At 49.2% G+C, this 22,748-nt stretch carries 15 protein-coding genes, 2 tRNA genes and 3 pseudogenes; 12 read left to right on the top strand and 8 right to left on the bottom strand.

Annotated elements, in window-relative coordinates; all coding sequences use genetic code 11:
- Positions 1-84: 84 nt before the first annotated feature.
- The 5 genes from HGT70_RS05365 (at position 85) to HGT70_RS05345 (ending at position 4,703) form a co-directional block, all read left to right on the top strand.
- The gene (locus HGT70_RS05365) at positions 85-723 is read left to right on the top strand and encodes a RipA family octameric membrane protein (protein WP_214195142.1); all 639 of its coding nucleotides are present in this window, start codon (positions 85-87) and stop codon (positions 721-723) included.
- Positions 724-790: 67 nt separating this feature from the next.
- Positions 791-1,651, top strand: coding sequence for an EamA family transporter (locus HGT70_RS05360; RefSeq protein WP_198363406.1), 861 nt, complete (start codon positions 791-793; stop codon positions 1,649-1,651).
- A 129-nt stretch (positions 1,652-1,780) separates the two neighbouring features.
- A tRNA-Asn gene (locus HGT70_RS05355) sits at positions 1,781-1,856 on the top strand.
- A gap of 616 nt (positions 1,857-2,472) precedes the next feature.
- The gene (locus tag HGT70_RS05350; protein WP_214195141.1) at positions 2,473-3,873 is read left to right on the top strand and encodes a D-arabinono-1,4-lactone oxidase; all 1,401 of its coding nucleotides are present in this window, start codon (positions 2,473-2,475) and stop codon (positions 3,871-3,873) included.
- Positions 3,870-4,703, top strand: coding sequence for a glycosyltransferase family 8 protein (locus HGT70_RS05345; protein ID WP_071430561.1), 834 nt, complete (start codon positions 3,870-3,872; stop codon positions 4,701-4,703). The genes HGT70_RS05350 and HGT70_RS05345 overlap by 4 nt, the downstream gene beginning before the upstream one ends.
- A gap of 45 nt (positions 4,704-4,748) precedes the next feature.
- Here the strand turns inward: HGT70_RS05345 and HGT70_RS05340 are convergent, their stop codons facing one another.
- Positions 4,749-6,497, bottom strand: a complete 1,749-nt coding sequence (locus HGT70_RS05340; RefSeq protein WP_214195139.1) for a sensor domain-containing protein — start codon at positions 6,495-6,497, stop codon at positions 4,749-4,751.
- A gap of 135 nt (positions 6,498-6,632) precedes the next feature.
- Complete coding sequence (locus HGT70_RS05335; protein WP_071430564.1) at positions 6,633-8,084, bottom strand: EmmdR/YeeO family multidrug/toxin efflux MATE transporter; 1,452 nt, start codon at positions 8,082-8,084, stop codon at positions 6,633-6,635.
- 209 nt (positions 8,085-8,293) lie between these two features.
- On the opposite strand from HGT70_RS05335, the gene HGT70_RS05330 reads away from it, so the two are divergent.
- Entirely contained in the window at positions 8,294-9,739 is a 1,446-nt protein-coding gene (locus HGT70_RS05330; RefSeq protein WP_071430566.1) for an AMP nucleosidase, read from the top strand.
- 38 nt (positions 9,740-9,777) lie between these two features.
- Here the strand turns inward: HGT70_RS05330 and HGT70_RS05325 are convergent, their stop codons facing one another.
- On the bottom strand, positions 9,778-11,073 hold the full coding sequence (locus tag HGT70_RS05325; RefSeq protein WP_214195137.1) for an NCS2 family permease: 1,296 nt from the start codon (positions 11,071-11,073) through the stop codon (positions 9,778-9,780).
- 235 nt (positions 11,074-11,308) lie between these two features.
- Positions 11,309-11,554, bottom strand: a pseudogene (locus HGT70_RS05320) (LysR family transcriptional regulator); the annotation flags it as partial.
- 292 nt (positions 11,555-11,846) lie between these two features.
- On the opposite strand from HGT70_RS05320, the gene HGT70_RS05315 reads away from it, so the two are divergent.
- A tRNA-Asn gene (locus HGT70_RS05315) sits at positions 11,847-11,922 on the top strand.
- A 212-nt stretch (positions 11,923-12,134) separates the two neighbouring features.
- Here the strand turns inward: HGT70_RS05315 and HGT70_RS05310 are convergent.
- From HGT70_RS05310 to HGT70_RS05295, 4 genes and pseudogenes are all read right to left on the bottom strand, one after another.
- Positions 12,135-13,022: pseudogene (locus HGT70_RS05310) on the bottom strand (IS5 family transposase).
- A gap of 110 nt (positions 13,023-13,132) precedes the next feature.
- A complete protein-coding gene (locus tag HGT70_RS05305; protein WP_214195135.1) occupies positions 13,133-13,579 on the bottom strand; it encodes a lysozyme inhibitor LprI family protein in 447 nt (148 codons plus the stop codon).
- Positions 13,576-14,178 (bottom strand): lysozyme family protein, encoded by a 603-nt coding sequence (locus HGT70_RS05300; RefSeq protein ID WP_214195134.1) that lies wholly within the window; start codon positions 14,176-14,178, stop codon positions 13,576-13,578. Before HGT70_RS05300 ends, HGT70_RS05305 begins: the two co-directional genes overlap by 4 nt.
- Before the next feature lie 406 nt (positions 14,179-14,584).
- Positions 14,585-14,737 (bottom strand): annotated as a pseudogene (locus tag HGT70_RS05295) (IS5/IS1182 family transposase); the annotation flags it as partial.
- A gap of 368 nt (positions 14,738-15,105) precedes the next feature.
- Between HGT70_RS05295 and HGT70_RS05290 the strand changes: the two are divergent.
- The 5 genes from HGT70_RS05290 to fghA all read left to right on the top strand — a co-directional run bounded on the left by HGT70_RS05290 (position 15,106) and on the right by fghA (position 22,735).
- Positions 15,106-16,194, top strand: a complete 1,089-nt coding sequence (locus tag HGT70_RS05290) for a LacI family DNA-binding transcriptional regulator (RefSeq protein WP_214195133.1) — start codon at positions 15,106-15,108, stop codon at positions 16,192-16,194.
- A gap of 102 nt (positions 16,195-16,296) precedes the next feature.
- The gene (locus HGT70_RS05285; protein ID WP_214195131.1) at positions 16,297-19,362 is read left to right on the top strand and encodes a beta-galactosidase; all 3,066 of its coding nucleotides are present in this window, start codon (positions 16,297-16,299) and stop codon (positions 19,360-19,362) included.
- A gap of 29 nt (positions 19,363-19,391) precedes the next feature.
- Entirely contained in the window at positions 19,392-20,624 is a 1,233-nt protein-coding gene (locus HGT70_RS05280) for an MFS transporter (protein WP_071430591.1), read from the top strand.
- Between the two features lie 149 nt (positions 20,625-20,773).
- Positions 20,774-21,883: an S-(hydroxymethyl)glutathione dehydrogenase/class III alcohol dehydrogenase gene (locus tag HGT70_RS05275; protein ID WP_071430593.1), complete on the top strand. Its 1,110-nt coding sequence runs from the start codon at positions 20,774-20,776 to the stop codon at positions 21,881-21,883.
- Between the two features lie 9 nt (positions 21,884-21,892).
- Entirely contained in the window at positions 21,893-22,735 is an 843-nt protein-coding gene (gene fghA / locus HGT70_RS05270) for an S-formylglutathione hydrolase (protein ID WP_214195129.1), read from the top strand.
- Positions 22,736-22,748 lie beyond the last annotated feature (13 nt).

Genomic DNA, 22,748 nt, shown 5'->3' with positions numbered 1-22,748 from the left:
TCACGACACGTTTCTCGTGAGCTGTGTTGTCGTCAATATTACAAAACAGCGCTCACCTTACTCTTACGACAGGTATCTTCTAGAATGAATCACAACGACTCTGCTCCGTTACCCGACCTTGAAACACTCGCCGCTACGCCGCAACCCGCCGATCATCTCGTCGCCCTACTCGCGACCGCTCGTCAGCAGATGCGTCATGATGAAACTATGGCCGATAAACGTACGCGCGGTTTCATGGTGCTCTTCATGTTTATGTATTTGATGCTCGGCGCATCATTGACGTTGCCAACATTCCCGCAGGATATCGCCCGCACTGCCCTACACTATGCCATCGAGTCTATCCCAGTATTGATCTCATTCTCCGGGTTCTTTATCTCTGTATTATTTTTCTTTTCAACGCGTCGTGCGTATCGGCGTAACCTTAGCTGGCACTCGACGATCAGCGATCTGGAAGCCCGCGCCGGTCAACCCCTGACCCACTATATCGAGACTGTAAATTGTGGCCCTCAAAATTACTCCAACACAGGAATTCACAGCGCATTGGCATTATTTGTGTGTGTGACTTGGGTCGTGCTCTATAACTTCTTCACGTTCACCACCAGCGGCGTGATTGGTAGCGTTATCTCTCTATTTATTAGCACCATGGTCTATGTGATGTTGGACATTCAGCTGCTTAAAGCATCACAACCCGCGGTACAAGAAGAGACGACTGAAACCCCCTGAGTAAGAATAGTTTTTCTGGTTCCAACCGTCCGAGTCAATGTTATTAAGGTGAATTATTGTGTGGTACATGTTAGTTGTAACCCTGCTATGGGGGTCGTCATTTAGTCTGACCGGGCATATTCTCGCCGGTCATGTCGATGGCTTTTTTTCCGTATTTATCCGCACGTTGATTGCTGCGATTGTTTTCGTGCCGATGATGACGTGGCGTGGCCTGCCAGCCAGGCTGATTGCCGGCCTGTGGCTATGTGGTGCATTACAGTTTGGGATCACTTATGCCTTGGCGTACCAAAGCTTTCGCCTGCTTACCGTTCCCGAGATGTTATTGTTTACGACGCTGACACCGCTCTATATAGGCCTGATTAACAATGCCTTAGATCGTCGTTTTAATCCTTGGACCCTGCTTGCTGCCGCCTTCGCGGTCTCGGGGGGGATGGTTATCCACTACCATGGCCTGACCGGTGATTTTTGGCGTGGGTTCTGGATCTTGCAACTCGCTAACGCGACATTCGCGGCGGGTCAGGTGATCTGTCGTCGCCTATTATTAGCGCGCCGCCCTGACCTCAGCATGCCGAAGCTGTTCGGCCATTTTTTCCTCGGTGCGGTACTCATCTCTGCCCTACTTTATCTATTCTTCGGCCACTCAGATCAACTGCCACAGACACCATTACAATGGGGCCTATTGGTCTATCTCGGACTGGTCGCGACCGCGTTGGGGAGCCTCTGGTTAGCCAAGGGCAGTACGCTAGTCAGCGTTACGGCGTTAGCCATTTTTAACGAGTTGCACGTCCCCATCGGGCTTATCATCAACCTATTATTCTGGGGCAGTGACGTGTCCGTATTGCGTTTATTGGCTGGATGCGCACTGATTGCCGTGGCTGTAGGCATTAATTATCTCGGCGCCACACGCCGCGCCGCGCAACACGCGTAGCCTCACTGCGCAGCGAAACCGTCAACACTCAAGATTGCTTCTTTTATCGGCAATCGAATCGATCAAGGTAAAAACTGCTTTGACAAGCCTGAACCGGGGCGCTATTATCTGCCCCGTCTTCACGACAATTCCTCTGTAGTTCAGTCGGTAGAACGGCGGACTGTTAATCCGTATGTCACTGGTTCGAGTCCAGTCAGAGGAGCCATATTCGAGAAACCCGCTTAGCGCAAGTTAAGCGGGTTTTTTTATTGCTCGGTAAATATGCTTAGCCTGAAGCAGCTTCGCCAGCGTCGAGTGAAGGTCGCAGTTCCCCTCCACGTATTATTTCAAATCTAATACCGAGCCACTCTCAACGTTATCAAGACAGCCCACGTCTACAGTAGTAAATATCCATATTGTCTGACCATATCGTATTATCTCCCCACACTACGACGCTATAGTTAAGTCGCGACTTAGTGGTATTTTTATCATGGGGTGTCATCGATGTCCCACGGTTAAGCCTAGGTTTGATGGTAGTTTAACTCGCCTGACGGTAAGATGAGTAAGAATGACCAACCACTAATGCCAGCGTGCGCTCTAGGGACACAACACGAGAGTATTGTCCGAATTTGATGCACGGGTATAAAACGCCGCATTGTCTTAATCCTCATCCTCCACTACCTACAAAGTAACCAAACGAACCCTAAGTTGTGGTTCATCCCCCCGTCTTAAGCAAAACTTTGCTAACATCACATAGAAAAGTGATCTAATTCATGTTTTTAATAAAAATCGTCTACGCTTAAACGATAGATATCGTTAAGCCATGAGCGAGTGGAGCCAAAGTGATACAGAACCCAATACTTTATCCCCAGCGTTCAACGGATGAACCTGCTGCAGAACAGATCTTTAACTGGGCGCGTAATGCGCAGTTGGGGACGAAGCAGCAACTGCATACCCCGAAAGATGAACAAGCGTTACAAGCTCTACTTGCCGAAAGCACGGGCCCCATCCGTATCGTCGGCAGTCGGCTTTCTCCCGGGCGTATGGTATCCCCGGCTTGCGAAGGTATTTTGCTCGATCTAAAACATTTTCGTGGCATTTTAGCGATGGATGAGCAGAGCGTTCGCGTTGCGGCAGGTACCCCTTTGCAGGAACTCTTTAAGACCCTACAACAAAATGGGCGCATGCTGAAATGCTCGCCAGGGGTTATCGCCGTGCAGACCGTCGGCGGAGCCTTAGCTACTGGGACCCATGGCCAGGGCTTGCAGCAGAGCGCTATCACCGATGAGGTATTGAGTTTTACACTTATCCTCGCCTCCGGTGAAAAACGAACATTCCAGCGCGGCGATGCTGAATTCTCAGCGGTTATGGTCAACCTTGGTTGCTTAGGGATAATCACCGAAGTGACGCTGGCTACCGTTCCAGAGCGCTACTTTACCTGTCATAAGACCGCCGTCAGTGCCGACACCCTAGAAAGCGATATTATTGAATGGAACCAGCAGCATCTCTTTAGTAAAGCATGGTGGTTTGTCGACGACGATTTATTACATGTCTGGAATATCGATCAGGCCTCATCTGAGGATCTGGAGAGTTACCAGCAAAACGATCAGCAAGTCGTGCGCCATTCTACTGAGCACGATGAGAGTCTTAATGCTACCATCGACCAGACTCTTGCACTGATGCATGCCGATACGCAAGTACATGGCCATGGCGGTAAACAGTTCCGCACCGTCGCCCGCTTTAAGGATTTTACGGATGTGACGGGGGATATTTATCAACTCCTGTGCCGTGGGATAGCCGTACCACAGATTAACGTTGAAATCGGTGTGCCGCTGGCCGAGACGCCAGCCATCATTCGACATATTAAACAGTGGTACGCCGAACAACAACCGCATATGCACTACCCGATTATTTTGCGCTGCACCGGGGCATCAGAGGCGTGGTTAAGCCCAGCTTATCAACAAGATACCTGCTACTTTGGCTTCGTCGTCTATTATGCCGACGATGGGTCGCTTTCCCAAGATGGCCTGCACTTCCTAACCGAAGTTGAAAAAATCCTCGCGACGTATGGCGGGCGACCACACTGGGGAAAATATTACGACCCTCAGCATTATGACTGGGCCAAACTCTACCCTAAATGGCAGGATTTTGCGGCGGTTAAGCAGCAGCTCGATCCGCAACAACGCTTCAGTAACCACTATATTCATCAATTATTCTCTTCGACGATAGGAGATCACTCATGAACGCATGGGCTACCCTGCTCACCCAAGACGCGTACCTCGTCGGCGTGATCGCACTACAGCGATCACTGCAACAACAGCAGAGTCAATGGCCACTCGTTGTCATGGTTACGCCCGTAATCGGTGAAACACATCGCGAGCAATTACGCGCCCAAGGCTGTCGTGTGGTCGAGATCACCCCGCTTTATCCAGAATCGGGACTGAGTCAACACTACGCCTCTGCTCAGTTTGGTGAGGTGTGGTCAAAATTGCGCGTATGGGGGCTAACAGATTACCAACGGATTGTATTTCTCGATGCGGACATGTTAGCTGTACGCAACATGGATGAACTGTTTGATTTACCGTTGGAAGAAGGCCATATTGCCGCCTGTCACGCGTGCCGCTGTAATCCTAATAAGATCGAGAGCTACCCAGCAAGTTGGCAGCCGCAAGCCTGTCACTACACTTGGCAAGAACGCAACGAACAGCCCCCTGAGGCACTAGACCTTTACTTGAATGGGGGATTTTTAGTACTCACCCCTAATGCCGAGATGGCGCAGCACTTGGTCGACAAGGTGGAAGGTATCGCAGATCTGAGTCGCTACCCGTTCTCAGAACAGGACTTACTGAACGAAGTCTTTGAGCATCGCTGGACGCCCCTCTCCTACGGCTACAATGCCCTTAAGACACTGCCTTTTCAGCACAAGAACTTGTGGCGTTTTGATGAAGTGAAGAATATTCACTATATTCTGAAAAAACCTTGGCAGAAAGCGCAACACCCTAGCGCGGAAGAACAAGACCGCGATACGCCTCTCGATAAATTATGGTGGCAGGTTTATCAGCCCCAAGGCTGATAGTTTTACTCACTGGCTACGCCCGATGGGTGTAGCCAGTAGGCACTATTCAATACTCTGTTCGGCGCTTAATAGTTTTTCGATCTGATTATTACTGACCGCTGGACTAAACAAGAAGCCTTGACCGATTAGATAGCCTTCATTAATCAGGGTATCGCACTGCTCTTGCTCTTCCACCCCTTCCGCGACGACATCCATCCCTAAGCAATTGGCAAGAAGTAGTAACGCTTTAATTATCGCTTTTCCTTCTCGACCTTGATGTAGGCTGCTGACAAAACTACGGTCTACCTTAATCACATCTACAGAATAATCTTTAATATTACTGAGCGTGGAATACCCCGTCCCGAAGTCGTCCAGCGCAATCCGTACGCCCTGCTTTCTCAATACGTCAATCGCGCGAATAACGTACTCAGCGCCATGGCCGACTATCATATGCTCGGTGATCTCAACCTCAATCAGGCGTAGGTCAATTCCATAGTGAGCGATTTGGGCAAGACACTTCTCCGCATAATCATCCCACATAAACTCGACAGGCGAGGCGTTGATTGATACCGGGACTACGTTTAATCCCTTCTCAGTCCATGATTGGATATCTTCAAACACACGGGTCCGGATCTGCTCACCAATTTTTTCGACGAGCGCGCGATTTTCGAAAGCAGCCCAGATAGCCCCTGGGTAACCGAGTTCACCGTTAGGCATCGTAAAGCGTAGCAAAGCCTCCAATCCGACCAGCTCGCCATCGTTCAACCTCACCTTCGGTTGATAATAAGGCTCAACCTTATGTTGGTCGATAGCGTACTGGGCGAGTTCAAGCTGCTCGGCAATGCGCGTCACGCTCTTCATCAGTTGGCTGTGATACTGTAATATGCCCCCACGGCCATTCTGCTTAATCTCACTCAATGCAACATTCGCTGCCTTGGCAAGCATATCGCTATTTTCGACCGATTGGGGCCAGCTTGCGGTCCCGATACTCATAGAAAGTCGAATAGATTGGCCGTTATAGGTAATTGGCCGTGACACGGCCTCGATCATCAGCTGCGCAATGTGGTTAATTTCTTCCGTACTCATCGTCTGCGTAATGATAATGGCAAATTCATCGCCAGATAGTCTGGCAACATAGCCTCTACCTGCCATACCTTTAACTAAGCGTTTAGCCACTATCTTAAGCACATAATTACCCAGTGTATTACCACGGGTATCATTTAATAATTTGAAATGATCCAGATCGGCGTGTAATAACGTCACGGACTGACGTGTTGCCTTTGCGATTCTTAATGATTTCTTTAGGTATGATTGGAAATGGCGACGGTTGGGAATATTAGTCAGCTCGTCAAATTCACTCAAGTGCCGAAGTTTAGTCTCAGCAATACATTGCTGCGTAACATTTCGCGAGACACAAAGAATAGAATCAACCTGGTCTTGCTCATTACGAACAGGAGTCAGCAGGTTATCCCAAAAGGTTATCTCACCCAGCTCATCAACACTTTTACCCAAGAACTGAGCATTTTCACCTGCTTTCGCTTTCTGCAGGGCTTTCTTGCCTGGACGTCGAATCTCAATCGGCAGTAAAGACAACCACTCCATACCAAATCCAGACTGTGGGTCGACACCTAATGCCAGACACCCGGCATGATTCATATTCTTTACTCTGCCGTCTGGGGTCAATATTTTAATACAGTCGATACTGGCATCAAGCATCGCTTTATAGGCCTGCAGAGTATCGAGATGATCCTGATTGCTAGTCTCGTCCTCTACAAATGGCGATGTCGCCGCATGGTGTAATGCCTTGGTCATGTATTCCCCAGATAATGGTATTACTTCTATTTACGGTAGTCTCGGCGTTTAGGTTTCACAGTGCTATTTTTTCGCCAGCCTCTCACGATAAACGTAAACGTAAGGAAATCGATAGGATTGTTCCCATTACGTATCTTACCTCAGTAGTGGCTTTTTCTTACTCATTTTTCGATAATTATTTAACCAAGAACCACTACGCAGCCGCCATTGAAAGCAGATCCCCCTCACCGCCCAATCCATCACCATCCCAAGCCATACTCCCAACACGCCGAAACCTAACCAGATACCGAGCACATAGCCCATGACTACCCGCGCGCCCCACATACTAAACATCGAAACATACATCGCAAACCGTGCATCCCGTGCCCCTTTTAGACTCGCAGGTAAGACCCACGAACAGGCCCATATCGGCATAAAGGCAGCGTTCAACCACAGTAGGTGTTTCGTTACCTCGATCACCTCAGGATCAGCGGAATAGAAACGCGCAAGAAGTCCTGCGAAAGGCACGGTTGACCAGGCAATAATCGTCAGACCGATAGTCGCTAACCAAAACACATGGCGAATTTGCTTTTCCGCTTGATAGACCTGATTCAATCCCAACCGCTTGCCGGTGATAATGGTCGAAGAAGAGGCCAGTGCGTTTCCCGGTAAATTTATTAAGGAGGCGATCGAAAAGGCAATAAAGTTGCCGGCAATATCACTCGTGCCCATTCCCGCCACGTAAATCTGGGTCAGAAGTTTTCCGCCATTGAACAATACGGACTCGACACTGGCTGGAACGCCAATACTCAACACTTCTTTGAGGATCAGGGTATTCCACCGTAAGAAATAACTCTTAATTGGGATTAATAGCGCACCACTGAATCGATGTGCTAGAACAATGATTATTACCACCGCCCCGATATAGCGCGAGAGTGTTAAGCCCAGACCCGCGCCACTAAACCCGAGTCCATTCCAGCCCAAGCAGCCATAGATAAGCAACGAGCTAATGATAATATTTAGGATATTCATTCCGGCATTCACCAGCATCGGCACCTTGGTATTACCGGCCCCGCGTAGCGCCCCGCTACCGATTAAAGCAATCGCCGCAGCCGGATAACTCCATGCCGAAATATGCAGATAGTTCAGTGCTAACGCCTTGACTTGAGGATCGGCGCTGCCGGCAATAACTTGAATAATCTCTTGGCCGAAAAACTCGATAACGAGGGCGAGTACAAAGCCCAGCACCGTCATCAGACCTAGAGATTGGCGTGCGGCGGCACGCGCACGCTCGGCATCACCCCGCGCAAGGCTAAAAGCTACGACAACGGTCGTTCCCAAATCAATCGCAGCGAAAAATGCAATAACGACCATATTAAAACTGTCTGCCAGCCCCACACCTGCCATCGCGGCCTTGCCCAACCAGCTAACGAGGAAAGTACTTAAAACGCCCATTAACAGCACGCAGAGATTCTCGATAAAGATCGGGACGGCAAATGGGGTGATCTCACGCCAAAATAGCGTACGGTAGCGACGTCGTTGAGTGTACCAAGGTGTTTGCTGGATTACCTGAGCCAATGGACGAATAAAACGCTGCACGGTACGCATCCTTTTCCAAAAGGGGAAAGAGAGAGAAGGAACTAGTCGATAACTGGGGATAGTGGTAACTGTAGAACTTAATGCTGGGTAACTCAATAACATTTAACAAATTTAAAACACAACCTATCTTGGCCGGGGTTTGTAGTTTGGCGATCCACAGGTTACAGTAAAGTCTAGGTTGCTATGTAAACGTCTGATGAAGAGAGAGGTTCATTATCATGTCACACCCGCAGACCGCCATTGAACATGCATTGGACCAATTAGAGTCGTACTATGAAAGCGCGGTTAAGGCATTGAGAGAGGCACTTAATCACTATTTAGCCAGCGGCGAACTCCCCAGTCACGCATCCCGAGAGGCGGGTATCTTTGCCTATCCTGAGTTGGTCTTGCATTGGGAAGGTGAACAAACGCCGATCCAACGGGTGCGCGCATGGGGGCGGTTCACCCATGCAGGGACCTATACCGCGACGATTACACAACCTGCGCTGTTTCGTCGTTATCTTAGCGAACAGTTAGAGATGCTCAGTAAAGAGTATCAATTTTCACTCGAGGTACGGCGCTCGACGGTCGAAATTCCCTATCCCTATGTGATGGATGGGTTAGCATTATCTATCGAGCGTTCTCAGATGGCGGCAATCACCCGCTACTTCCCAACGACCGACCTCGCGAATATCGGCGATGATATCTCTGACGGTCTCAACAGCCACGACCAAGAGCTTCCTCTCGGTCAATTCGATGCGTTACGCGTCGATTTTTCGTTAGCGCGCCTCAAGCACTATACCGGAACCCCGCCTGAAAGCGTTCAACCCTATATCCTGTTCACTAATTACACTCGCTATGTCGATGAGTTTATTAGCTGGGCGAAGCAACAAGTTGCCGATCCTGACTCTCCTTATATCGCGTTAGTCTGTGCGGGAGGGGATGTACTGGATGCTGAGAATGTTGATCAAGAACTCCGCCAAGACGCGTGGAAGAAGCATCAAATGCCAGCGTGGCATTTAGTGACCGCCGACAATCAAGGTATCTCGCTGATTAATATCGGAGTAGGACCCTCCAATGCGAAAACCATTTGTGATCATCTCGCGGTGCTACGGCCCCATGCCTGGTTAATGATTGGTCACTGCGGTGGGCTAAGGGAGAGTCAGCGGATCGGTGATTATGTATTAGCCCATGCCTATCTTCGCGATGACCATGTGCTCGATAGCGTTCTTCCGGCCGATATTCCAGTACCGAGTATCGCCGAGGTGCAGCGCGCCCTTTACGATGCAACCCGCCACCTTTCTGGCGATAGCGACAGCACTGCGATTAAGCAGCGGTTGCGTACCGGGACGGTGGTCACGACTGACGACCGCAACTGGGAGTTACGTTACGCCGCATCGGCCTTACGCTTCAATCTAAGCCGTGCCATTGCTGTCGATATGGAGAGCGCCACCATCGCCGCACAAGGCTATCGTTTCCGCGTTCCCTATGGAACACTGCTTTGCGTGTCGGATAAACCGCTACACGGTGAGATAAAGCTGCCAGGACAAGCGAATCGTTTCTATGATGGGGCGATTTCTGAGCATCTACAGATTGGTATCTGCGCTGTGGATCTGTTACGTGCCGAGGGAGACAAGCTGCATTCTCGTAAGCTACGGACTTTTGTGGAGCCACCCTTCCGCTAATAAAAAAGGGTTAGGTCATCGACCTAACCCTTATACCATTAGCTGGTTAGCCAGCCTAATTTGATCACAAACAGTACCGTCAGAACCAGCAGTGCAGGGTTGAGTTCTTTATATTTACCCGTAAACAGTTTAATTACCGTCCAGCTAATGAAGCCAAAGGCAATACCGTTCGCAATCGAATAGGTCAGCGGCATCGCTAATGCGGTGATCGTCACCGGGGCGGCGGTAGAAATATCTTTCCAATCGATCTCCGCAAGTCCCGATGCCATGAGTACCGCAACGAAGAGTAGCGCTGGCGCCGTGGCGTACACGGGAACACTGCCCGCGAGGGGAGAAAAGAACAACGAGAGTAAGAACAGGATCCCGACCACAATCGCAGTGAGCCCCGTACGTCCACCGACCGCTGCTCCAGCGCTCGATTCAACAAAGCTAGTCGTCGTCGAGGTTCCGAGTAACGAGCCGAAGAGTGCAGCAATGCTATCCGAAAGGAGTGCGCGTCCCATAGAAGGAATGTTGCCCTGCTCATCGGTCAGGCCTGCTTTGCGTGTGACACCGATAAGCGTACCAGAGTTATCGAACACATCGACAAATAAGAAAGCAAAGATCACACTGATTAGGCCAACATTAAAGGCCCCTGCGATATCAAGTTGCAGGAAGGTCGGCGCTAAGGAAGGTGGCGCGGACATGACCCCACCAAATGGCGAAAGGCCACTCAGAATAGAAATAGCGGTAATGACCAGGATACCGATTAAGATAGCTCCCGTCACACGACGCGCTTCCAAGATCACGATTAAGAAGAATCCGGCGATCGCTAATAATGGGCCGGGCTTAGTTAAATCCCCCATTCCGACAAGCGTTGCCGGATTATCGACCACGATCCCCGCCCCTTCCAAGGCAACGATCGCCAAGAAAAGTCCGATGCCCGCCGCAATAGCAGAGCGAAGCGGTAAAGGAATGCTACGAATGATCCATTCCCTAATTTTGAAGATCGATAGGCAAAAGAACAACACCGCGGAGATGAAGACCGCGCCCAACGCAACCTGCCAATGGTAGCCCATATGCAGCACGACGGTGTAGGTGAAGAACGCATTCAGCCCCATGCCTGGCGCGAGTGCAATCGGTAGATTAGCGATCATCCCCATCAGCACTGAACCGATGGTTGCCGCTAAGCAGGTCGCCACGAAGACGGCGCCCTTATCCATCCCGGTTTGTCCCAAAATTGAAGGGTTTACAAAAAGAATATAGGCCATTGCCAAGAAGGTAGTGATACCGGCAATGATTTCGGTTTTTACGTTGGTGTTGTTGGCCTTTAATTTAAAAAGCTTTTCGAGCATGGTTTTTTCTCAAATTATCGTCATTTATACACGATGCAATTCAACAAACATGATTGATCGCGTGCTCAGAGTGTGAACGTAGTCGGCACGTAAACGTTTTCGTTCCGGCGAAGGATCCTAAAGGGGGGAAGCCGCCTGAGCAATAGTTTTTTATCACTTAGCTCAAGAAAGTTACTGGACGGCTTTACGCTTAGGCGGACTTTTAGGCTGATTGGGTCATCAGCGGTGTTGACGACACCGCGACACGCGCAAACTCACATTGTTTAAGAATCGACTTCGCGTGGTGGTAAAGTACCTGTCCGGCTTCTGTCGGGGTCACGCCGCGTTTCGTACGAATTAATAATTGCTGGTTAAACTCACCCTCCAAGGTCGCGAGTTGCTGACTCAGTGCAGGTTGAGCGATATGTAACACTTCACTCGCCCGCGTCAAACTGCCGGTATCAACAATTTTAACGAAGTACTTCAAGCGTCTTAGATTCATTATTAGCTCCTACCAAGGATGAATGGCGCCAAACCGCCGCAAGGTATTTTGTTAAGCAATTATTAGGCCAACTTGTCGGCGGCCAGTTGAGCCTGGCCTTGCGGGCAGGAAATAGGCCTGAGCTAACCGATATTGCACCATTTTGAAGCATTTATACGCCGCGAGGTGCACATCGTATTGCGCAGAGGGTAACCAGCTTGATTATTTACGCAGCAAACGAACGCAATAAGGCAAAAACCCCTTTGACAAAGAACGCGCGCAACACTACTATCTGCCCCGTCTTCACGACAATTCCTCTGTAGTTCAGTTGGTAGAACGGCGGACTGTTAATCCGTATGTCACTGGTTCGAGTCCAGTCTGAGGAGCCATATTTGAGAAGCCCGCTTAACGAAAGTTAAGCGGGCTTTTTGCTTTTTATCGATTGGTTAGCCCTTCAAGCTTGTGTATTCATGTCTAATAGGAAGCACGTGAAGCTACACCCCTTTGCTGGTAGAAATGCTGATAAAGATGTTTTGGCCTTACTTTGGCTTTGTTGAACAAATCATTATTCGGGCAAGAATCTCTGCAGTCGGCCAGATTTTCAAGCAATTCTCACGCTTTCGGGCATACCTAACTTCGTCGTTTTGTTCAGTGCACGCACCATGGCCATAGCCTCCGCGACTCGTCCATCATAATCACGCAGTGTCAGTGAACCTCCAAACCGCTGTTTTACCCTGTACATCGCCGTTTCCGCTATCGAGCGACGGTTGTAATCAGTTGTCCACTTCCACCGCTCATTGCTCCTGCTCAGACGCTGATTTGCTACTGCACGGTTTCGGTCCACGTACTCTTCGGGCCAGTAACCCGCTCCTTTCCGGGCGGGATCAGTACGCTGATATGCTTACGCCGAAGTTCATCGTGACGCAACCGAGTGTCGTAAGCGCCGTCCACCGACCTAATTTTTCTGTAAGCCAGCCGGATAAGGCCCGGAAAGGCTTCCTAGTCCGTGACATTGTTTAGCGACAGGTCTGCACAGATAATTTCATGCGTCTTCGCATCAACGGCTAGAGGCAACTTACGCCAGGCCCAATGCCGCTCTTTACCGTGTTTCCTGACTTTCCACTCCACTTTACCTAAGACCTTCAGGCCGGTGGAATCAATCACAAAGTGTGCGATTTAACCCCGGATGGCTATTTTGAAACTGACATTGACCGACTTCTCCCGTTTGCTAACGCAGGGGTAATCTGGGCAACGCAATGGAACATTCATTAGGGCGAAAGTGGAGTCAATGAAACCCTGTGTAGCCCCAGGCTCAGCCGGAATACGCGTTTAATCATCAGAGCGGTGGTGATGGCCAGATCAGAATAACGCTGGGGGCTTCCCGTGCTGAAGGTGTGGCTGTGTGGTCATACCACGACTTAATCGCCTCATCATCGAGCCAGAAAGTGAGGGAACCACGGTTGATGATGTAGGCCTTCCAATTGGTCATTTTGAACTTCTGCTTTTTTGCCACGATACTGCCTGTGTTGTCAGTGGATGAATGATCTGATCCTCCAACTCAGCAAAAGTTAGATTTATTTAATAAAGAAAAAAACACCCTTAATATTTATTTTCTTTGTAATATTTAATTCTCTGGATGTTTTTTTGTATGAGGCATATATTATATGTGGCATTGTACCCATCGTTGTTTTTTTCATAACTAGCGGCTTCAGCTAAACATTCATTCTCTGTATATAAATCCCATCCTTCTTTAGCTTTTTTTACTAGTTTAGTAAATGATCTCTTGTCATGAACTATTTCATCCTGATTTAATTCTGATTTTAGATATATTTCAAATTCTTTATTGTACTCTTTTTTTGTTTCCTTTTGTTTTTTCATCATGCAATCTATTACATCAGGTGAGTATTTTATGTTCATGCATATTTTTATTATTTCACTGGTGGCATTTTTTTCTTCATCAGATGCAGATGCAGATGCAGATGCAGATGCAGATGCAGATGCAGATATTAATATTATAAGAAATGCTATCATGTTAAACGATTTCATGGCATACCTCCTTGTATATAGGGTATTCTACCTCTTCCTTGCTCAAAGCTAAGTATTACAATATTTCCCTTTATCATGTCGATCACGTCATTTTTTTTGTTCCTTCCGAATATCGGAACCATCTTCTGATTTAAAACCCCTTGGTATTTCATATCGACGAATACATCCTTTAATATTGGATGTAAATTTTCCCAAGAGATTGAATCGTGCTTTTTATATCTATTGTAAAACCGGATGGAATCACTTAAGTAACCTTTATATGTCAACTCAAAGAGCCTTAATTGCTGAATCTCGGTTATATCTTCTATCTTATTTCTGTTTTCTTTTACAAAATCGCGAGCGCTGCAATGGCTTTTATTTGAACCTTCAGCTATCAGTTTTGCTTTTTCAAACGGGATTCCTGAAGATATTAGGTCGCTTATTATTTCATTGCGTAATCTGTGTTTCATATCATAGCCACGCCCTATCGTTACGCCTGAGCCATATTGGTTACAATGTGATGATATTCCGGGCCAGTGTAATTTTCGTGAATAGAAATTACTATTTAATAGGTTGTTGCCTTCAGCTCTGAAAGTGAGAAGTCCTACTTTGGGTTCCATTCCAATATCTCCTTAAGCGTAAAATATTACATTCATTGTTATAGCAAATGTTTTTTCATTACGATCTTCTTGAGATCTTTTTTCTAGCGTAATCTCTTGTCCTGTAAACGAACCAACCCGCCGGAAGGCAGGTTGGTTGATCTGGTAACCCTCCGAAACCGGACGATAACTGCCCCCTAGCGGGCATCAGTCACCAAATCAGTACGGTCAGTTTAGTCTTTAAAGGCAGATGTCTTCAAGTCGTATATATTTACGCTCAGTAACCTCCTGCTATCTCTCCAATTATCAATTGCTACCGCAGTGGCGAGAGGTCGTGTCTGTAAGGGTTGGACTCAAGTGATAGTTACCTTACATGGCGTATAACGCTGAGGTCTTCCACATGCTGAAGGTGTGATTGTATGGTCATACCACGACTTAATCGCCTCATCATCGAGCCAGAAAGTCAGGGAACCACGGTTGATGAGGGCTTTGATGTAGGCCTTCCAATTGGTGATTTTGAACTTCTGCTTTGCCACGGTACTGCTTATGTTGTCAGGGAATGCGTGATCTGATCCTCCAACTCAGCAAAAGTTAGATTTATTCAACAAAGCCTTAAAATCATAGTAATAGACAACAATAAATTTTCATAACAAATTGTTTTAATTTATATTATACGTGGTTAGATTAAATGATATTGGTAGAAGTATTGGTATAAAAAACACTTAAAAAAATATATCCAATATTAATAGGAGTCATAGATGAAATTCGATCCCAATCTGAGGAGCCATATTTGAGAAGCCCGCTTAACGAAAGTTAAGCGGGCTTTTTGCTTTATCTTTTCTCTTCGACCAAAACATAAGTTTCACGAGCGCGGGCTCTACGGCCTCAGGCAATTTCTCTCAATCTATGGTAGAAATAAGGCATTGCTAATCTTGGTGGTGACCTTTCATGAAGAATAACGCTGTCACGCTCTACGACGTCGCGCGTGAAGCGGGCGTCTCTTACCAGACCGTCTCCCGCGTCGTAAACCAGTCGACGCATGTCTCGGTGGCGACGCGCGAACGTGTCTACCAAGCTATCGACCAGCTAAATTACGTGCCGAATAAAGTTGCCCAACAATTGGCTGGGAAACGCAGTCATACCTTGGGGCTGGCGACGACCAGTCTAGCGCTACACGCGCCCTCTCAGATCGCCGCCGCGATTAAAACCCGGGCGTCGCAAGAGCGCTACCATACCGTTATCGCGATGGTTGATAGCCTAGAGCCGAGAGCCTTACATGACGCGATAAAAAGTTTAATCGCTCAGCGTGTCGATGGCATCATCATCAACATTCCCTTGACGGACGACGGTGCAACGGCAATGCAGCAGTTGGCACCACAGCTACCGATGATATTTACCGATGTTTGCCCCTCCAGTCAGGTGAACTACGTCCTTTTCGACCCAGCGCAGGGCAGCCGACTGGCAATCGAACGGCTAGTCCATTTGGGACATCGAGCGTTCTTTCTGCTTACTGGCCCTGCTGCATCGATTTCGGCGACATTAAGAGGGGAAAGTGCAACCCTGCAGCTGCAGGCCAATAATCTAGCACCGGTTCTCTCAATGGCAGGCGACTGGAGCGCCCAGTCTGGATTTGAAGCGACCGTTATCGCGCTCGCTCAAAAACACCGTTTTACAGCGGTCGTCGTTGCCAACGACCAGATGGCCCTAGGCACGCTGCGCGCGTTATCGGAAGCGGGATTCCGTGTCCCTGATGATGTGTCGGTGATTGGCTACGACGATACTTACGACAGTGCTTTTTTTACGCCGCCGTTGACGACCATCGCACAAGATTTCGTATTACTTGGAAATACCAGCGTGGAGCAGCTCCTCGCGCTACTCTCTGGGGAACAGCGGTGTCGAACGGTATTACCCGTGCGCCTAGTTGAACGTAGTACTGCCGCCGCGTTTAGCGATCAACGCACTACTGTTACGCACCTTTCCGAGCAGCTCGATAAGATCGCGACACAGCTCCGCCAGCTCTCTGAGCCGCCGAAATGAGTCGGGTTATGTGATTTACCTCACGACCAATCATAAGAGATCTTTACAACAACCATGATTAGCGATAGGTCTATATGTGAGCGAATCACATTGGGGCCTATCATGACTTATCTCTCTCTACAGACACTTCTCGCGCGGCAAGATTGGCAGCAGCCGGCTATCACTCATCTCCATCGCCTTCCTGCGCACCCGCGTTACAGAAGTTGGCGTGATCGGTCCCAAGCCTTAGAGCATACACCTTCGCCGGCAATCCGCTCACTCAATGGATCTTGGCAGTTTAGCTTTTTCTCTACCCCACATCAGGTTCCTGAGGAGTGGTTACTCGCCGATCTTCCGGATGCAAAGGCGATCAAGGTTCCCAGTAACTGGCAGATGCAGGGTTACGATACCCCGATTTATACCAATGTTACCTACCCTATACCGGTTGATCCACCCTTTGTACCCGAGGATAATCCCACGGGATGTTATTCGCTCACATTCGAATATGATAATCAATGGTTAACTTCGGGTTCCACACGGATTATTTTCGAAGGCGTCAATTCAGCGTTTTACTTATGGTGCAACGGTCACTGGATCGGCTATGCACAGGATAGCCGCCTACCCTCTGAATTTGATCTGACTGAAGCACTTCAGCCTGGAAGTAACCGTTTAGCGGTAATGGTGCTGCGTTGGTCAGACGGTAGCTATCTTGAAGACCAAGATATGTGGCGAATGAGCGGTATCTTTAGAGATGTCACCTTGCTCCACAAGCCCAGTCGTTATGTAAAGCAGTGGCGTATCACTTCCGAGCTCTACGCAAATTATACGCAGGCGCAAGTTAACGTTGAGGTCGAGGTGGGTGGGGATTACGATGAAAAGACCCTCGTGGGAGTGGAGATCTGGGATACTGAGCGCTGTATCGTACAACAGCAACGCCCACTCGGCTCAGCCATCATCGATGAGCGCGGCGCCTACGCTGATCGAACCACCTTCATGCTGCCTCTCCCCTCGCCACAGCTGTGGAGCGCCGAGTCACCGACCCTCTATCGCGTCTACCTTAGTTTACTCCACGACGATCAACTGGTTGAGATTGAAGCCAGCCCGCTTGGCCTGCGGGAGGTCTGCATCAAGGCGGGACAACTGCTTCTCAACGGTCAACCCCTGCTGATCCGCGGGACTAATCGGCATGAACACCATCCGACTCAGGGGCAGACGGTCAGCTATGAGGCGATGCGCCAAGACGTACTATTGATGAAACAGCACAATTTCAATGCCGTGCGCTGCTCGCATTACCCCAATCACCCCGATTGGTACGATCTATGTGATGAATACGGTCTGTATGTTGTTGATGAGGCAAATATTGAAACACATGGGATGGTACCCATGAATCGTTTGAGCGACGATCCGACTTGGCTTACGCCAATGATGGAACGAGTGACGAGAATGGTCCTGCGCGATCTCAACCATCCCTCAATCATCCTTTGGTCACTGGGTAATGAGTCCGGCTATGGGCGTAACCATGATGCCCTCTACCACTGGGTCAAAGCTTTCGATCCGACTCGTCCAGTACAATACGAAGGCGGTGGCGCGAACACGGCGGCCACCGATATTCTTTGCCCCATGTATGCACGTGTCAACGAAGACCAATGCTTTCCCGCGGTTCCAAAATGGGCGATCGCTAAGTGGATCGCCTTACCCAACGAACAACGCCCGCTCATTTTGTGCGAATACGCTCACGCAATGGGCAATAGTTTAGGCGGTTTCGCCGCGTATTGGCAGGCTTTCCGTCAACACCCTCGTTTACAAGGCGGGTTTATTTGGGACTGGGCCGATCAATCGTTGCAGCGTTACGATGAGGAAGGTCAGGCCTATGCGGCCTACGGTGGAGATTTTGGCGATACGCCTAATGATCGTCAATTTTGTATGAACGGCCTCGTGTTTGCCGATCGCCAGCCACATCCCAGCCTCTATGAAGCGAAATTCTATCAGCAGTTTTTTCAATTTCGTTTGACCGACAACCAGTTGAGCGTAACCAGTGAGTACCTATTCCGTCACAGTAACAATGAACAACTGATTTGGTCGCTAGCACAGCAAGGTGAAGTCTTCAGTGAAGGGACATTCCCACTATCGCTGGGTCCGGGGGAAACGCAACCCTATTCCTTACCACTTCCCGATTTCAAGGATAAAGACGAGGTATGGTTAACCGTTGAAGTCAGACAACCTGCTGCAACCCCATGGAGCGAGGCTAATCATCTTGTCGCGCATCAGCAGTGGCGGTTAGCGACTCCTTTACGTTTACCCGTCCCTACCCCTTACCCATTTACCGTACGGATGGAAGAAACCCCGCAAGAGATCATCGTCAGCTGTGCAACGCAACGCTGGACCTTCTCACGCGAGACGGGTTTCTTACATCAGTGGAGCATCGAGCAGGTCGACCAGCTACTCAGTCCTCTACGCGATAATTTCACGCGCGCGCCGATCGATAATGATATCGGTATTAGTGAGGTCACCCGTATCGATCCTAACGCGTGGGTAGAACGTTGGAAAGCGGCCGGAATGTATGAGTTAAACAGCAAGTGCCTTGCAATCACCCCGACATGGGAGACTCAAACCCTCAGGGTAACTACGCAGCATGTCTACACCTCGCAGGGTCAAGTGCGCTTCCTAAGCCGTAAATGTTATACCTTCACGGGAGATGGCAAGATGACGGTAGCGGTCGATATCGAGCGCGCGCTCACCGCCCCACCCCCTGCCAGAATGGGATTAACCTGCCAGTTGGCAGAACACTATCCTCAGGCCAGTTGGTTAGGACTTGGCCCACATGAAAATTACCCTGACCGTTGTGGTTCGGCACGGTTCGGACGGTGGACACTTCCCTTATCAGAGCTGAAGACAGACTACGTCTTCCCGTGTGAGAACGGTCTACGTGGCGGCACCCATCAGTTACACTACGGTCCCCACCACCTACAAGGTGACTTCAGCTTTTCACTCAGTCGGCACAGTCAACAACAACTAATATCGACGACCCATCGTCATTTGCTCACCGATGAACCAGGAAGCTGGTTAGTGGTCGATGGCTTTCACATGGGGATCGGTGGCGATGACTCATGGAGTCCGAGTGTTGCGGAAAAAGACTTACTGACTCAATCTCATTACCACTACCAGTTCTCATGGAAATGTGGCGTTTAATTTACTGATATACGGAGTAGGAGCACGCCATGTTTTATTTAAAAAATAGTAATTTCTGGATATTTGGACTCTTCTTCTTTTTCTATTTTTTTATCATGGGTGCCTATTTCCCCTTCTTCCCGATTTGGTTACACGACATCAATCAGGTGAATAAGAGCGATACGGGGATTATCTTCGCCGCAATCTCCTTTTTCTCTTTAGTCTTCCAACCCATATTCGGGCTACTGTCGGATAAGCTAGGGCTGAAGAAACACTTGTTATGGATAATTACGCTTCTCTTGGTGCTGTTCGCCCCCTTTTTCATCTATCTCTTTGCCCCACTCTTAAAGACCAACGTCTATTTGGCCGCGATCGCCGGAGGGATTTATCTTGGCTTTATCTATAATGGCGGAGCCCCCGCTATCGAAGCCTATATCGAGAAAGTCAGTCGTTACAGTCACTTCGAGTTTGGTCGGGCCAGGATGTTTGGCTGTATCGGTTGGGCGCTGTGTGCCTCTATCGCGGGGATCATGTTTACCATCAACAATGAGTTTGTATTTTGGCTCGGGTCAGGATGTGCCATCGTCTTAGCACTATTGCTCTTCTTTTCTCGTCCAAGTGCGCCGACGACTAACCGCGTCCTCAATTCATTGGGAGCGAATAACTCACTGTTTAGTATCCGGCTTGCCTTTGAGCTTTTTCGCCAGCCCAAACTCTGGTTTTTGTCGCTCTTCGTCGTTGGGGTTTCCTGTACCTACGATATTTTCGATCAGCAATTTGCGACCTTTTTCACTGGGTTCTTCTCCTCGCCCGAGCAGGGGACACGCATCTTTGGCTATGTCACGACTGGCGGCGAACTGCTAAATGCCCTGATCATGTTCTTTGCACCACTAATTGTAAACCGCATTGGCGGTAAGAATGCCTTGCTTATCGCCGGGACTATCATGTCGGTACGTATTGTGGGGTCCTCCTTCGCCACGCAAGCTTGGGAAGTCGTTGTACTGAAATGCTTACATATGTTCGAAGTTCCGTTACTGATTGTCGGCTGTTTTAAATACATCACAACACAATTTGAGGTGCGATTCTCTGCGACAATTTATCTGGTCTGTTTCTGCTTTTTCAAACAGCTGGCGATGATTTTCATGTCGGTACTCGCGGGGAAAATGTATGACAGTATCGGCTTTCACGGCGCATATCTGGTCTTAGGGTTAATTGCCCTCACTTTCACTATTATTTCTCTGTTTACGCTATCAGCTTCTCCGGCGACACGGCCTCTTTCTTAACTCATTGATATGTGCAGCGGTTTCTGCACCAAATAGGGAACATAAAAAGCACCTTAAGTTAAGTGAGTTAGGCATTTTGACTTTCAACTGATGACAAGCAAAACTACACTTACTGTTTTGCCCCATCTATTCCTTAGAGGAACGTTTTCATGAAATCACGTGCTGCTGTCGCCTTTGCCCCAAATAAACCTCTGGAAATTGTTGAAATCGACGTTGAAGCGCCGAAGAAAGGGGAAGTGTTAATTAAAAACACCCATACAGGCGTCTGCCATACCGATGCCTTTACCCTCTCTGGTGAGGATCCTGAAGGCCTGTTCCCCGTCGTACTCGGTCACGAAGGTGCGGGTGTGGTGGTAGAGGTCGGCGAAGGTGTGACTAGCGTGCAGGTGGGCGACCATGTGATCCCGCTTTATACCGCCGAGTGCGGCGAATGTGAATTCTGCCAATCGGGTAAGACTAACTTATGTGTTGCCGTGCGGGAAACACAAGGGAAAGGTGTCATGCCGGATGGTACGACCCGCTTCTCCTACCAAGGGCAGCCGCTCTATCACTATATGGGGTGTTCAACCTTTAGCGAATATTCCGTAGTCGCCGAGGTTTCTCTCGCCAAGATCACTCCCGATGCTAACCACGAACACGTCTGTTTACTGGGCTGTGGTGTGACTACCGGTATTGGTGCCGTTCATAACACCGCTAAAGTACAGGAAGGCGACTCTGTGGCGGTCTTTGGCCTGGGCGCTATCGGCTTGGCCGTGATCCAAGGCGCTCGCCAAGCGAAAGCGGGGAAAATCATCGCGATTGATACAAATCCGTCAAAATTCGAGCTAGCTAAGCGCTTCGGCGCTACCGAGTGCATCAACCCGAAGGACCACGATGCGTCGATCAAAGACGTTCTGTTGGAAAAAAACAAATGGGGTATCGATCATACGTTCGAGTGTATCGGTAACGTAGACGTTATGCGTCAAGCGTTAGAAAGCGCCCACCGTGGCTGGGGTCAGTCGATCATCATCGGCGTAGCGGGGGCAGGGAAAGAGATCTCGACTCGTCCATTCCAATTGGTCACCGGTCGTAGCTGGAAAGGTTCTGCTTTTGGTGGCGTTAAAGGACGTAGCCAGCTGCCGGGTATGGTCAACGATGCAATGAGCGGAAAAATTGATCTCGCCCCTTTCGTGACCCATACGCTTTCTCTGGATGAGATCAACGATGCCTTCGACTTGATGCATGAAGGCAAATCAATTCGTACTGTGATCCGCTTCTAAGGAACTGCAATGCCTACGTCCGAACTATCTCGGCAAGAGAGGCATCATTCATTCGGTGGCTGGCAAGAGGTATGGCAACATGCCTCTTCAGTGCTGAATTGCATGATGAATTTCTCGGTCTACCTCCCACCACAAGCCGCTACAGGACGAGTTCCCGTCTTGTACTGGCTATCGGGATTGACCTGCAATGAACAAAACCTGATCACTAAAGCCGGATTTCAGCGCTACGCCGCTGAACTCGGCGTCATGGTCGTCGCCATGGATACCAGTCCACGCGGTGACAACGTCGCCGACGATGCTGACTGGGATCTCGGCCAGGGTGCCGGTTTTTATGTGAATGCCACGGCCAAGCCTTGGGCCGCCCACTACCAGATGTATGATTATCTGGTGAGCGAATTACCCGCACTCATCGCCGCACATTTCCCGACCAATGGCCGAGAAGCCATTGCCGGTCACTCAATGGGCGGGCATGGGGCGTTGATGATTGCCGCGAAAAATCCGGAGCGCTTTACCAGCGTCTCGGCCTTCGCCCCGATTGTCGCCCCAAGCCAAGTGCCGTGGGGACAAAAGGCCTTTACCGCCTATTTGGGCGCGGATACAGCTTGGCAACAATGGGATACCTCACGCTTAATCGAGCAAGGCCACGCGCTACCGCCAGCCTTAATCGACCAAGGTTTGGCAGACCCATTCTATCCTGGACAGCTTAGTACTGAGGTATTACAAAAGCTCTGCCAGGCCAAAGGACTGGAGGCCACCTTCCGCTATCATGACGGCTATGATCACAGCTATTATTTTATTAGTAGCTTTATTGAAGAGCATCTTCGCTTTCATGCTGCAGCACTTCAGCGCTAACTGCTGATATAGT

Origin of the sequence: Rosenbergiella collisarenosi (assembly GCF_018494085.1) — a bacterium.
Lineage (GTDB): Bacteria > Pseudomonadota > Gammaproteobacteria > Enterobacterales > Enterobacteriaceae > Rosenbergiella > Rosenbergiella collisarenosi.
This window is presented reverse-complemented; position numbering and strand designations above follow the sequence as displayed.

Bases quoted from the DNA above. Each gene is read 5' to 3' on its own strand.
- HGT70_RS05305 (WP_214195135.1), bottom strand. From the start codon at position 13,579: ATGAAATCGTTTAACATGATAGCATTTCTTATAATATTAATATCTGCA.
- HGT70_RS05325 (WP_214195137.1), bottom strand. From the start codon at position 11,073: ATGCTCGAAAAGCTTTTTAAATTAAAGGCCAACAACACCAACGTAAAA.
- HGT70_RS05280 (WP_071430591.1), top strand. From the start codon at position 19,392: ATGTTTTATTTAAAAAATAGTAATTTCTGGATATTTGGACTCTTCTTC.
- HGT70_RS05300 (WP_214195134.1), bottom strand. From the start codon at position 14,178: ATGGAACCCAAAGTAGGACTTCTCACTTTCAGAGCTGAAGGCAACAAC.
- HGT70_RS05340 (WP_214195139.1), bottom strand. From the start codon at position 6,497: ATGACCAAGGCATTACACCATGCGGCGACATCGCCATTTGTAGAGGAC.
- HGT70_RS05275 (WP_071430593.1), top strand. From the start codon at position 20,774: ATGAAATCACGTGCTGCTGTCGCCTTTGCCCCAAATAAACCTCTGGAA.
- fghA (WP_214195129.1), top strand. From the start codon at position 21,893: ATGCCTACGTCCGAACTATCTCGGCAAGAGAGGCATCATTCATTCGGT.
- HGT70_RS05290 (WP_214195133.1), top strand. From the start codon at position 15,106: ATGAAGAATAACGCTGTCACGCTCTACGACGTCGCGCGTGAAGCGGGC.
- HGT70_RS05285 (WP_214195131.1), top strand. From the start codon at position 16,297: ATGACTTATCTCTCTCTACAGACACTTCTCGCGCGGCAAGATTGGCAG.
- HGT70_RS05365 (WP_214195142.1), top strand. From the start codon at position 85: ATGAATCACAACGACTCTGCTCCGTTACCCGACCTTGAAACACTCGCC.
- HGT70_RS05335 (WP_071430564.1), bottom strand. From the start codon at position 8,084: ATGCGTACCGTGCAGCGTTTTATTCGTCCATTGGCTCAGGTAATCCAG.
- HGT70_RS05330 (WP_071430566.1), top strand. From the start codon at position 8,294: ATGTCACACCCGCAGACCGCCATTGAACATGCATTGGACCAATTAGAG.
- HGT70_RS05360 (WP_198363406.1), top strand. From the start codon at position 791: ATGTTAGTTGTAACCCTGCTATGGGGGTCGTCATTTAGTCTGACCGGG.
- HGT70_RS05345 (WP_071430561.1), top strand. From the start codon at position 3,870: ATGAACGCATGGGCTACCCTGCTCACCCAAGACGCGTACCTCGTCGGC.